The following is a 12720-nucleotide window of genomic DNA, read 5'->3' as shown; positions in this document are numbered from 1 at the left end:
GTTTAAATATAGTTAACAATTATTAAAAAAGAGCTTCGGCTCTTTTTTTGTTTTGTATAATGGCGTATATAATGTACATGGAAATTTAATATTAAAATTAAATTTAATTATTATTTAGTATTTCTCTATTATTAAATAAAATTATTTATGGATATAGCCTCAAAATGAAATTAGATAACCCGACTTCAAACTTAACCCATCAATTTGTAATTAACGACTATTTGCATCAGTTATTTGATGCGGTAAATGTTATTTCTGTTCAAGGTTATGACAATGAACGTCGTGTTATTTATTGGAATGAAGGCAGTGAGCGACTTTATGGATATACCAAAGAAGAAGCCATAGGACAAAAAATAGAAGACCTTATAATTCCAGAGCCAATGTGTGAGTTAGTTATTAACGCACATAGTGACTGGGTAAAAAAAGATATAGAAATTCCAGCATCTGAAATTATCTTACAAGACAAAGATGGAAACAATGTATCGGTTTTTTCCAGCCATGTTATGTTTACAAATCAATATAATACAAAACAAATGTACTGTATTGATATTGATTTATCTGAGGTTAAAAAGGCACAAGCAGATGCGTCATTTAATGAGCATATGCTAAAAACTATTTTTGGAGCAATTCCTGACTTATTTTTCTTGATGGAAAACGATGGAACTATTATTGAGTATCATGCCAGTAATGAGACCGATCTCTACACCAAGCCAAAGCAATTTATTGGTAAAAAAATGGGTGATGTACTCCCTCAAGATGTAGCCAAAAAATTTGAAACCTATATCAGCCTTGTATTAGAAAGAGAGCAGATGATGAGCTTTAAATACGAGCTAGCTTTGCCCCATGGGCTCGTTTTTTTTGAAGCAAGAATAAATAAAATAACAGAACATAACCAGTTAATGGTTATTATTCGAGATATTACAGAACAGCATAAATCAGATGAAATAATTAGACATCAAGCGTATTACGATAGTCTAACTTTACTCCCAAATCGTTTTTTAGCACTTGATCGTTTGTCGCAATTACTTATTGAAGCACAAAGAAATAACGAGAAAGCGGCAGTACTGTTTTTGGATTTAGATGATTTTAAAAAAATAAATGACTCTTTAGGCCATGAAACAGGAGACAAACTTTTAATTGAATCAGCGCAAAGGCTACAAGAGGCACTGCGAAAAGACGACACGGTAGGGCGCCTAGGTGGAGATGAGTTTATCGTATTACTACGAGGTATAACTGATCACCATGCAGCGCTAAAAATTACTGAAAAATTGGTCAATAACTTTAGAGCCCCTTTTAAAATTGAGGGCCGGGAACACATACTAACAGCGAGTATTGGTGTAGCCATATACCCAGAAAATGGTACAACCGTTGCTGATTTATTACGAAATGCTGACACTGCAATGTATCAAGCAAAATCATATGGTCGTAATACTTATTCATTTTTTACTAAAAAGATGAACGTAATTATTCAGCGCCGACTAGTAATAGAAGAGCAGATGCGTGGCGCCCTTGAGCGTAATGAATTTGAGTTATTCTACCAGCCCCAATTTGACGCCAAAAATAAACACATCATTGGTGCAGAAGCGTTATTACGCTGGCATAACCCTGTGCTAGGTAATGTAACACCCGATGAGTTTATACCTATTGCCGAAAATACAGGATTAATTGTACCTATTGGTAAGTTTGTAATTAGTCAAGCATTACACTTTTTAAACACATGGCAAAGTACCTGTAAACGCCAACAAAAATACACCATGGCTGTTAACTTATCTCCTCGTCAATTTAGAGACGTAGGGTTGCTCAGTTTTATTCAAAACTCATTGAGTGAAGCAAACGTAAACCCCGAAAGTTTAGAGCTTGAAATAACTGAGGGAGTATTGATGAGTTGCCACACTAATGTTGTTGATATACTGACTGAAATTACTGCATTAGGCATTAACTTATCAATGGATGACTTTGGTACAGGTTATTCATCATTAAGTTATTTGAGAGAATACCCTTTTAATGTACTTAAAATAGATAGAAGTTTTATTGACGGTATTGTACTAAACAATGAAGATTGTAATCTCGTAAAGGCAATTATTGCTATGTCGCACAGCTTAGGACTGACAGTGGTAGCCGAAGGTGTAGAAACAAAAGAGCAGCATACTTTATTGAACGAATTGGGTTGTGATTTTATGCAAGGCTTCTATTTTAGTAAACCCATACCAGCAAAACAGTTTCTTGATTTTTCGATGAATTTTGATAAAAAGTAAGATTAAACACTCGATTGTAACAATTCATTGCACGGCTATTGACCTTATTGTCCCATCGCGAGTAACCTGTTATAGAAACAAATAAAAAGGATTCTATAATGCGTTTAAAACCTCTTGTAGCTACATTAGTAGCCACATTTTCTTTATCACTTTCAAGTAGTGCCATAGCCGACGAAGGCATGTGGCAACCACACCAACTTCCAGAGTTAGAATCAATTTTAAAAGCCAAAGGGCTTGAAATTGATGTTGAATCTATTTCTAAATTAACCGAATTCCCAATGAATGCGGTAATTAGCCTAGGTGGCTGTACAGCATCGTTTGTATCGCCTAAGGGTTTAGTTGTGTCAAACCATCACTGTGTTTATGGCTCGGTACAATACAACTCAACGCCTGAAAACAATATTTTAGAAAATGGCTTTTTAGCTAAAAGTCCTACAGAAGATTTACCTGCAGCGCCGGGCTCACGCGTCTATGTAACAAAAACGGTTACCAACGTAACAGATGAAGTAATTAAAGGTACTAACGAGCTAACAGCAAAAGCACGCTACGACGCACTCGAAAAAAATGAAAAAGCGCTAGTAGCCCAGTGTGAAGCCGATGAAAGCTATCGTTGTAACGTGTATTCGTTTCATGGTGGTTTAGAGTTTTACCTAATTAAGTCACTTGAAATAAAAGACGTACGGTTAACTTACGCACCAGCTATGGGCGTAGGTAAATACGGCGGCGATATAGATAACTGGATGTGGCCGCGCCACACAGGCGACTTTGGTTTTTACCGCGCTTATGTAGGCAAAGATGGAAAACCTGCAGAGTACAGCGAAGACAACGTACCTTACGTACCTGACTCTTACCTAAAAGTAAGTGCCAAAGGCGTGCAAGAAGGCGACTTTGTAATGGTTACAGGCTACCCAGGGCGTACTAACCGCTACCGCATTGCAACAGAGGTAGATAACGTATTTAACGACAGTTACCCTAAAGCACGCGTTCATAACTCAAAATACGTGTCGCTTATTGAAGAAAATTCAGAAGACGGCAGTAAAGCGCGTATTGCTTACGAAAGCACCATTGCAGGTTATAACAACTATATTAAAAACTATGGTTCGATGATCGAAAGCTTCAAAAAAGGCACTATGCTTGAGCGCAAAAAACAGTTTGAGCAAGAGTTAACACAATGGATCAATAGTGATGGTGAGCGTAAAGAACAATACGGAAGCGTATTAGGTGAGCTATCTGAGCTAATTGCGCAATCACAAGAGCACAGTGAACGCGACCGCATGTTAGGTTATGTACATCGCTCACAAATGATCAGTACAGCACGACGTTTATACCGCTTAGCTTACGAAAAACAAAAGCCAAATAGCGAACGTGAATCTGGTTATCAAGAACGTGACTTACCTCGCATTAAAGCAGGGCTTGAGCGCATGACGCGCCGTTATGATAGCAAAGTAGACAAAGCTATTTTACTGCACTTTTTAGAACTGTATGCAGCACTTCCAAAAGAAGAGCGTTTTAGCGACGTTGATAACGTATTTAAAGTACAAAATGGGTTTGATAAAGCAACCCAAAGCGCGTTACTTGATAGCATGTATGAACAGTCAAGACTTGATAATGCCACTGTTCGTAGTTCATTGTTTGAGCAATCGTTTAGCCAGCTAAATCAAAGCCAAGACCCATTTGTGCAGTACGCTAAAGCAATATTTAAAGTAATGAAAGCACAGGAAGATAAATCAAAAGCACTTGCAGGTAAATTACAAGCCGCTCGCCCAGAGCTAATGAGCGCAATCATTGCGTTTAACAAAGCTAAAAACAAACCTGTATACGCCGATGCCAATAGCACATTACGAGTAACCTATGGCACCGTAGGCGGCTACTCACCTCAAGATGGCTTGGTAGCAACACCTTTTACCTCGCTTGAAGGGTTACTAGCTAAAAACACTGATGTTGACCCATTTAATGCACCTAAAAAGCTACAAGAGCAAATTAAAGCCAAGCTTTACGGTGATTACACGGGTGGCATGAATACAGTACCCGTTAACTTTTTATCAAATGTAGACACTACCGGTGGTAACTCAGGTTCGCCAACACTTAACGGCAAAGCAGAGCTTGTAGGCTTACTGTTCGACGGTGTTTACGAAAGTATTATTGGTGATTGGGATTATAACCCAGAGCTTAATCGCTCAATCCACGTTGATTCACGCTACATGCTGTGGGTAATGGATAAAGTAGATAATGCACAAAACTTATTAGACGAAATGACAATCGTAAAATAAGTAATTAGTGAGATAAGAGAAGGGCGCTTACCGTAAAGGAAGCGCCTTTTTTGTTGGTGTTTGATTCGAATGGGTGAACTCACAGCCATAAGCGGACTGTCGTACCCCTAGACTCTTGTTATGCGTATTACTTTTTATTGGGGGGAGTATTAGTTGGATTATTACCATCACTAGACGGTGGCTGGTAACCACCTTGTACACGTCCATCAGTACCTTGACCAGAAGGTGCTGGCTGATATCCTTTACTTTTATCTGGTACATAACCGTTATTCACTTGCTTTGGAGTTTTAGACATATAATTTTCCTTTTTTATGTAAGTTTAAATAATTCAACATGGCTGATTTCTGAGGAGATAATAATTACACCGTCAGTTTGATTGTGCTCTCTTTCAAAACCACCATCACCATTTAATTTCCATGACCGTTCTAAATATATTTGTTCGGGGCTTGGAGCACTGGAAGCAAAGGAGTTACCACTGAATAAGCCTGCAATTTGAGTTTGATCTTTTAAGGTGACAATAACCCAAAATGATTTTCTTTGAGAAAAAACATAATCCCATGGTTTTTGTATTGGGTGTGGAGCATTTTTTTGAAACGCATTAGTTTCTCTAAGTTTCTTCCAAATGTATGTCCAGAATATTGGTGCAACGAATAAAACAAACACATAAAAAATGACATATAAGTTTGTGTGGTTATTGAATAAGTCACTACTCTCAACGCAATAAATGGGGTATAACAATAGCGCGTAATTTATACAGCTGTATGCGACAGCATCAACTAATTGTTTTGATGATTCCTTTATTTGACCAGGAAATAATAGCTCAAATAGCTTTATGGAAATAAATCCAGGAATAACAAATCCTATAAAAAGAAAAAGTTTATCAACTTCCCAAATGTTCAATGAATACTCCTTTCCGTTTAAGCAACTTATTATGCATTTTTATTAGATGCCAACTTTAATTTACTTACAAACTGATTAACATCTTGTTCAAATGGTAATATAATTCTGATATCCGTGTGAACCGTAGGATCTGAGATATCATCAAAGATTTCTTGGATTAGCTCAATAATACTTTCGATGTCATCATGCTCAAATTTCAAATCTAACTTTTTCTTACCCATTAAAGTATTTAGATCATTATGAGCTAATAATTTACTACGCCAACTTTTAATACCTGTGAACTCATAAAGTTTAAGTAGCTCAGAATATTTACCATCAAGTTCAGGGCACTCGCATTGAGTTATAACTCTAGCTAATGATAAATTTTTATTTTTTCCTGTTTGTGCCGGATCTAGCAAACAAGCAAGACTAAGGCAAAGTTTCTCTATATATGCTTTTTGAATTCGGCTAAACACCAAAGAATTGAATTCATTCATTGCATCGATAGATTGTTGTTCTGTAAATAGATCACTATAAATCGTTAAGTCTAAGCATAAGTTGGTAAAGTATTCTTTTATTACCTTTAGCTCGTCTTGATTTACTTTAGTTCGATCGAATTCAACTCGGTGTGGTAAAGGAAGTCCTCTTTCCTTACAAAACTCATCATATGAAGCATAAATTCGAGTTTCGGGTTTATCGATACTCATTGAGTCCTCCTAACACTATTTTGATGGTTTATAACACACCAAAATGGCGTATATTACACATCATGATAATTTCACCAATAATTACTTTTGTAAACAAGTAATTAAAACAGCTAGAAATTAAGCATGTTATTTTGCCACAAAACGGCGTTTAATAATGATATTGGACAAAATTAGACTTCTACTCAAAACATAGGAATAAATTTAACTTTTTCAGTGTCCGGTTATCGCTCTTATCCGCCCTGAACTTAAATCAAACCTCTTCAACACCCTTTAATATATTTCATGTGCATTTTATAACCAAGAAGTGCTAGCTTAGTGGTAAATTAATTGAAGGAAATAATTATGAAATTAGAGTCATTAGCACTGCACCACGGTTACGAATCTGAGCCTACGACCAAATCGGCAGCCGTGCCTATCTATCACACTTCTTCTTATACATTTGATAATACGCAGCATGGCGCTGATTTATTCGATTTAAAAGTACCTGGAAATATTTACATCCGCATAATGAACCCAACTAATGCCGTACTTGAGCAACGTATTGCTGCAATGGAAGGGGGTATTGGTGGGCTAGCTGTTGCCTCTGGGATGGCCGCTATTACGTATGCTATTCAATGCTTGTGTGAAGTAGGCACTAATATTGTAAGTACCAGCCAAGTATATGGTGGCACGTATAACTTATTTGCACATACCTTACCTAGGCAAGGTATTGAAGCGCGCATGATTAAAGCCGATGACTTTACCGCGTTCGAGAATGCAATTGACGACAACACCCGCGCTGTTTTTTGTGAATCTATTGGTAATCCTGCAGGTAATATTGTTGATATTGAACGTTTAGCACGTATTGCACATAGCAAAGGTGTGCCGCTTATTGTTGATAATACCGTGGCTACGCCGTATTTATGCCGCCCATTTGAGCTGGGCGCCGATATAGTGGTTCACTCACTGACAAAGTATATAAACGGGCACGGTACTGCTATTGGCGGCATGATTGTCGACTCAGGAAAATTTGATTGGAAAGCGAATGCCACGCGTTTTGCAATGATGAACGAGCCCGATCCGTCGTATCACAATGTGGTTTATACCGAAGCTTTTGCTGAAGCTGCATTTATTGGTCGTTGTAGAGTAGTGCCACTTAGAAATACTGGCGCAGCGCTTGCCCCTAAAAACGCATCTGACATTTTAATCGGCCTTGAAACCTTAGGCTTAAGAATGGATCGCCACTGCGAAAATGCACAGCACTTGGCTGAGTATTTAGAAAATCATCCAAAAGTGCTTTGGGTTAACTACGCAGGGCTTGAATCAAGCCCGTATAAAGAAATGAGTCAAAAAATTACCAGTGGCAAAGCATCGGGTATTTTAAGCTTTGGTATTGCTGGTGGCCTAGAAGCAGGCACTCGTTTTATTGATGCGCTAAACATGATTTTACGCTTAGTTAATATTGGCGATGCCAAGTCGCTTGCGTGTCATCCAGCGTCAACCACACACCGCCAATTAAATGATGAAGAGCTTGCTAATGCGGGCGTAAGCCGCGATTTAATTCGTTTATCGGTCGGTATTGAGAACATTGCTGACATAATTGCAGATGTAAGCCAAGCGCTCGATAAAGCATAGTTACCTCACTACCTTTCATAAAAAACTTTAAAGCATAAAAAGCGTTAGTTGAAAATAAACTATCGTTTTTTATGTTTTTCTAAAATCTATTAATAAGTATACCTCTTTATTTTATCTACCTTTTTTATAAAACCTTCCTAAGACTTTTATATTTCTACCGTTTGTTTTTTATTCACATGTCAATTTTGTATTGACACTAAGATTACTTACTACTACATTTGTAACAGTACCACTACAAGTGTAGTAATAGGGGCGACAATGAAACTTAGTGATTTTGAAATGGATATTATGCAGCTGCTCTGGCAGGAAGAACCCTGTACCGCGAGTCAACTACATAAGGTGCTTTTAGCTGATAAGCAAAAAGATAAAAAAGTAGCCTATACAACAGTTAAAACTATTGTAGATAGGTTAGAACACAAAGGAGCGATTGAGCGTTGTGGACATGAAGGGCGAGCTATTGTTTTTAGAACAATAGTTACTCAAGACACATTATCGGAGCAAGCTATGCCTAGTTTTATGCAACGATTTTTTAAAGGTAATTCTCGTAGTTTAATTGCCCACTTTATCAAAGAAGAAAAGCTAAATGATGAAGATATAGAATATTTACAAACGCTTTTAAAAAATAAGAAGTTAGATTAAAGGAGAGGGTAATGACGGATTATTTACTAACTTGCACACTTATTAGCTTATGTATTTTGCTTACAGTAAAAGGGCTTAAAAATGCCCCAGCACGATTAAACTTTTACATTTTAATGATTGCCTTGGCATGTTGGTTTGTCCCTTGGCAATACTTATCTCAGTTATCATTTTTTGAAGGATCAGAACGTTACACATTAAATGTGGCGCAAATTGTTCCCGATATAAAAGTGTTAATACCAGATACCTTACACACAACGACTCCGAACACGCTACTAAGTAAGCAGAGTATGTGGGACTTTGTTCCATCAATGAGTAATATTTTTATTATTTTGCTTGTTAGTGGTTTTGGACTGTTTTTATTACGCGTGGGCTTATATGTAAAGCTTATAAAAAATTTATACATTAACTCAAAGCCAAGTCCTGAACTTAACCACATTAACAATCAGTATCCAATTAGACTAACAACCCATACAGAACCTGCTTTTGCTACCGGGTTAATAAAGCCTGTTATTTGGTTAGAGTCGACGATGACACACCGTAAAGAATTAGATTCAGTCATTCAACACGAGGTAACTCATTTACAACAAGGTGATATTTATTGGACGTGGCTTATTTGTTTTATAGAAAGCGTTTTTTGGTGGAATCCTATTTGCTTAAAGTTAACTGGTTTAGCAAGGGAGCAACTCGAACTTAGCTGTGATGAGTTGTGTATGCAAAAGCTAAAAGGTAAATACCAATTGGATTTAGCCAGTTTATTGCTACAAGAGCAAAGTGCTAAAAGCTCGCATAACTTTTTTACCCCCCCACTTTTGAATATTGCTCATTCTAAGAGTTTTAATATTCAGAGGATCAAAATGTTAAACAAGGAAAAAACAATGAAAAGTAAATATTTGGTTATGGTTGCGGCGGCAATGTCTTTTAGTGCTTTAGCTGCAGCGCAAATTGTAGATGGTAGTTCAGATAACAAACAGCAAAGTAATAATACGTCTCAGGCTCCTGTTAAAAGTGAAGAATATAAACAACAACTTGCACAGCTTCTAAAAAGTGCTGCTGGGGCAAAAAGTGATACACCTGAACTGTTAAACCAAGCTGCGCAAGGCATTCAAGATTGGCACTTGAATAGAGACAAACTTACTGGTTTTGAAGAAGCTGAAATCAAACTACAAAGCTTTAGGCTGCTAAATCACGTTTACTCTAAACTTGAGCAATATGAAGACATATTGAGTGCTTACGAAAAATGGTACGAGCCGGGCAGTAACCCACCTTACTTTTTAAAAAATTCACTAGCAACGGCCTATATACAGCTAGGGCGTTATGAGCTTGCTGTTGCAGAGCTTGAAGATTTATCAAAACAGCTTGAAGGTAAGCTGCATGTTGGCTCTGCTGATAACTTAGCACTGGCATACATTTACCTTGATGATTACGATAAAGCGTTAAAAACCCTAGAGCAGGTTGATGCAAAAGACGATGTATACGGAAATATCCTTAAATATTATGTTTATGATAAACAAAATAACCGTAAAAAGATGGGTGAAATCAAAAGTAAAATTCCAGAAGCATTTGCAGTTACCCCCGCGTTATTACCACAAAGCGGCATACCTGGTTCGCAATTGTTGAGATTGCTATAAGTTTTTAATTACGATGAGGCTCGGAGTATCTGAGCCTCTGTTTAATGTTATTGGTACAAATACAGATTTATTCATTAAAATAGGTCTAGGTTATTTAAATCTCTTAGGTAATCGCTTAGCGATAACCTAAATAAAAATGGCTAAAAGTAGTGATTTTTCACAATAGTTGGTATGTTACAAGTAACATTTTATTTAATTGTGTGTGATGAAAAAAAACAAACGTTCTTCTCTTCAAGATATTGCCGATGCGGTTGGTGTAACCAAAATGACGGTGAGTCGTTATTTACGTAATCCCGAAAAAGTATCAGAGTCTACTCGCACTAAAATTAGTGCAGCTATTGATACGCTAGGTTACATTGCAAATAAAGCCCCTGATTTACTCTCTAATGCTAAAAGCTACTCTATTGGTGTACTAGTTCCATCGTTAACAAATCACGTATTTGCTCAAGTTATAAGAGGTATTGAAGATGTAACAGGACCTGCAGGGTATCAAACAATGTTGGCCCATTATGGTTACAACCCTGAAATTGAAGAAAAACGGGTTGAGTATTTATTGTCGTACCACGTTGATGGTTTAATTTTATCAGAAAACACACACACAGACAGAACGCTAAAAATGATTGAAATGTCAGGCGTACCTGTGATTGAAATAATGGATACTCATCACTCTCCTATGCAGCAAGCGGTTGGTTTTGATAACGTTAAAGCCGCTTTTGATATGACGACGGCACTTTTAAATAAAGGCTATCGCAATATTGTTTATATAGGTGCAAGGCTCGATGTACGAACACGCCTAAAATTTCAAGGTTATTCAGATGCTATGCTAGCTAAAGGCTTTACGCCTAAAAGTGTGATGACTGATCAAGCTTCATCTTACAGTTTAGGCGCTGAACTTTTACAAAAAGCGCGTACTGACTACCCAGATACTGACTGTTTGTTTTGTACTAATGATGATTTAGCAATTGGGGCTATTTTTGAGTGCCAGCGGAACAACATTTTAGTGCCTAGCCAAATGGGGATTGTGGGTTTTCATGGTCATGATATTGGCCAAGCAATGGTGCCTCAATTAGCAAGTGTGATCACCCCTCGTTATCAGATAGGTAATGTTGCGGGAAGAGAGTTGTTGAGTCGGATTAATTCCGATTTGGATACTAGCATGAATTATAAGCAAGTAATTGATACTGGTTATATAGTTCATCTAGGTGAGAGTGTTTAAATACTCTAATTATATGAGCCTAATTACCTGAGCTTAATTACCTGAGCCTAAATAACAAAAGGCTCAGGTAATTTTTTATATGTGTGATGGCTCTACGCACTGTAAATTTACAAAAACAGAGAAATAATCATAGCGACAAGTGCGCCAACAGTACCAATAATGGTTTCCATAACTGTCCATGTTTTAAGAGTTTGCATTTCGCTCAAACCGAGATAGCGACTCGCTAACCAAAATCCTGAGTCGTTTACATGAGAGAGCACAATAGAGCCCCCACCAATAGCGATGGTAACAGCGGCAAGCTGCGCTCCATCAAGGCCTAAAGGCTGAAGCATTGGAATAATTAAGCCACATGCTGTAAGCATAGCTACTGTCGCAGAGCCTTGAATGACCCGCACAGCGGCTGATAATACAAAAGCGAGTATTACAATCGGTAAGCCTGAGCCAGCTAAGTAATTACCCAGTGCCGTACCTACTCCTGAATCAACTAATACTTGTTTAAATACCCCACCGGCACCAGTGACAAGAATAATAATTCCTGCAGGTTGTAAGGCACTACCACAAATTTCCATGATTCTAGCATTAGGGACACCGCGCCTTGCACCGAGCAAATAAAATGCCATTAGGCAGGCAACTAAAATTGCTGTAAATGGATGACCTATAAAAGCTAACCAATTATATAAATCAGAGTCTTTTTCAACAAAGCGGCTACCAATAGTATTTAAACTAATCATAATTAATGGCAAAGCAATTAAACCTAATGCTAATCCAAAACTAGGCGTCCCTTTACCAACTCTTTGGTTATCGTCAATTTGTTCGTGCTGTGGGAGTTCTACATGAATAGATTTAGAAATAATAGAGCCCCAAATTGGACCTCCTATAATCATTGCCGGTATGGCAGCAATAAGGCCAAATAAAATCATATAACCATAGTCAGCGCCTAATTGAGAGGCAACCAAAATCGGCCCTGGCGCAGGAATAAGAAACGCCTGACAAGACGCTATCCCAGCAAGTAGCCCAATACCAATTTTAACAACGCTGCCACCGCCTTTTCGTACCACAGCAAAAACAATACCGATTAAAAGTACAACGGCTACATCAAAAAAGAGGGGGAGGGCACAAATAAAGCCCGTAAAGGTAAGCGCCCAATTAGCGTTTTTTTCTCCAAAACGGTGTAAAAGTGTGTGGGCAATGCGATCCAGCGCGCCGGTTTCTTCCATGACTTTGCCAAACATGGCGCCTAAAGCGACCACCACCGCTACAAAGCCTAGTGTTCCGGCCATTCCTTTTTGAATTGTAGCGGCAATTATTTCAGGGCTCATTCCTGAGAATAATCCTGCAATCATAGAAACAAGGATTAAAGAGACGACAGCATGTAGTCGTACTTTCATTACTAAGAAAAGCAATAAAAATATGGAGCCTGCCGCTGTTAGTATTAATGATAAATCTGACATTTTTCCCTACTTATATTCAGTGTGAATTATGATGTTTAGTGTGTGTTTAACTTCACTTTCG

10 protein-coding genes are annotated in these 12720 nt (G+C 37.8%); 6 read left to right on the top strand and 4 right to left on the bottom strand.

The genetic code is table 11. The annotated features are described in order from the left end of the window. Positions 1-164 precede the first annotated feature (164 nt). Both L659_RS0115025 and L659_RS0115020 read left to right on the top strand, forming a co-directional pair. A complete protein-coding gene (locus L659_RS0115025) occupies positions 165-2255 on the top strand; it encodes a bifunctional diguanylate cyclase/phosphodiesterase (RefSeq protein WP_024591076.1) in 2091 nt (696 codons plus the stop codon). Positions 2256-2353: 98 nt separating this feature from the next. Beyond that, positions 2354-4525, top strand: a complete 2172-nt coding sequence (locus tag L659_RS0115020; protein WP_024591075.1) for a S46 family peptidase — start codon at positions 2354-2356, stop codon at positions 4523-4525. A gap of 127 nt (positions 4526-4652) precedes the next feature. Here L659_RS0115020 and L659_RS1000000123805 read toward each other — a convergent pair whose 3' ends face one another. From L659_RS1000000123805 to L659_RS0115005, 3 genes are read right to left on the bottom strand one after another with little or no spacing between them, the layout of a single operon-like run. Further along, positions 4653-4820 carry a hypothetical protein gene (locus L659_RS1000000123805; protein ID WP_165783609.1) on the bottom strand — a complete coding sequence of 56 codons (168 nt, stop codon included), beginning with the start codon at positions 4818-4820 and terminating at the stop codon, positions 4653-4655. A 14-nt stretch (positions 4821-4834) separates the two neighbouring features. Then, positions 4835-5425, bottom strand: coding sequence for a DUF6338 family protein (locus tag L659_RS0115010; protein ID WP_024591074.1), 591 nt, complete (start codon positions 5423-5425; stop codon positions 4835-4837). A 29-nt stretch (positions 5426-5454) separates the two neighbouring features. Next, positions 5455-6111, bottom strand: coding sequence for an AbiU2 domain-containing protein (locus tag L659_RS0115005; RefSeq protein ID WP_024591073.1), 657 nt, complete (start codon positions 6109-6111; stop codon positions 5455-5457). A gap of 342 nt (positions 6112-6453) precedes the next feature. Here L659_RS0115005 and L659_RS0115000 point away from each other — a divergent pair, with 342 nt between their 5' ends. The 4 genes from L659_RS0115000 (at position 6454) to gntR (ending at position 11208) form a co-directional block, all read left to right on the top strand. Further along, positions 6454-7725, top strand: coding sequence for an O-acetylhomoserine aminocarboxypropyltransferase/cysteine synthase family protein (locus tag L659_RS0115000; protein WP_024591072.1), 1272 nt, complete (start codon positions 6454-6456; stop codon positions 7723-7725). Positions 7726-7983: 258 nt separating this feature from the next. Then, positions 7984-8364: a BlaI/MecI/CopY family transcriptional regulator gene (locus L659_RS0114995; protein ID WP_002960288.1), complete on the top strand. Its 381-nt coding sequence runs from the start codon at positions 7984-7986 to the stop codon at positions 8362-8364. Between the two features lie 11 nt (positions 8365-8375). Then, on the top strand, positions 8376-9992 hold the full coding sequence (locus tag L659_RS0114990; RefSeq protein WP_024591071.1) for a M56 family metallopeptidase: 1617 nt from the start codon (positions 8376-8378) through the stop codon (positions 9990-9992). A gap of 205 nt (positions 9993-10197) precedes the next feature. Beyond that, on the top strand, positions 10198-11208 hold the full coding sequence (gene gntR, locus L659_RS0114985) for a gluconate operon transcriptional repressor GntR (protein ID WP_024591070.1): 1011 nt from the start codon (positions 10198-10200) through the stop codon (positions 11206-11208). A gap of 107 nt (positions 11209-11315) precedes the next feature. On the opposite strand, the gene gntU is transcribed toward gntR, so the two are convergent. Next, positions 11316-12659, bottom strand: a complete 1344-nt coding sequence (gntU, locus tag L659_RS0114980; protein WP_010552956.1) for a gluconate transporter — start codon at positions 12657-12659, stop codon at positions 11316-11318. Positions 12660-12720 lie beyond the last annotated feature (61 nt).

This window comes from Pseudoalteromonas sp. S8-8 (assembly GCF_000497875.1).
GTDB lineage: Bacteria > Pseudomonadota > Gammaproteobacteria > Enterobacterales > Alteromonadaceae > Pseudoalteromonas > Pseudoalteromonas arctica.
The sequence above is the reverse complement of the archived record's forward strand: the minus strand, read 5'-3'. Positions and strand labels throughout refer to the sequence as shown.

What these genes read in the sequence shown, in the direction of transcription:
- L659_RS0115025 (WP_024591076.1), top strand. Translation starts at nt 165, where the DNA reads ATGAAATTAGATAACCCGACTTCAAACTTAACCCATCAATTTGTAATT.
- L659_RS1000000123805 (WP_165783609.1), bottom strand. Translation starts at nt 4,820, where the DNA reads ATGTCTAAAACTCCAAAGCAAGTGAATAACGGTTATGTACCAGATAAA.
- L659_RS0114995 (WP_002960288.1), top strand. Translation starts at nt 7,984, where the DNA reads ATGAAACTTAGTGATTTTGAAATGGATATTATGCAGCTGCTCTGGCAG.
- gntU (WP_010552956.1), bottom strand. Translation starts at nt 12,659, where the DNA reads ATGTCAGATTTATCATTAATACTAACAGCGGCAGGCTCCATATTTTTA.
- L659_RS0115020 (WP_024591075.1), top strand. Translation starts at nt 2,354, where the DNA reads ATGCGTTTAAAACCTCTTGTAGCTACATTAGTAGCCACATTTTCTTTA.
- L659_RS0115005 (WP_024591073.1), bottom strand. Translation starts at nt 6,111, where the DNA reads ATGAGTATCGATAAACCCGAAACTCGAATTTATGCTTCATATGATGAG.
- gntR (WP_024591070.1), top strand. Translation starts at nt 10,198, where the DNA reads ATGAAAAAAAACAAACGTTCTTCTCTTCAAGATATTGCCGATGCGGTT.
- L659_RS0115000 (WP_024591072.1), top strand. Translation starts at nt 6,454, where the DNA reads ATGAAATTAGAGTCATTAGCACTGCACCACGGTTACGAATCTGAGCCT.
- L659_RS0114990 (WP_024591071.1), top strand. Translation starts at nt 8,376, where the DNA reads ATGACGGATTATTTACTAACTTGCACACTTATTAGCTTATGTATTTTG.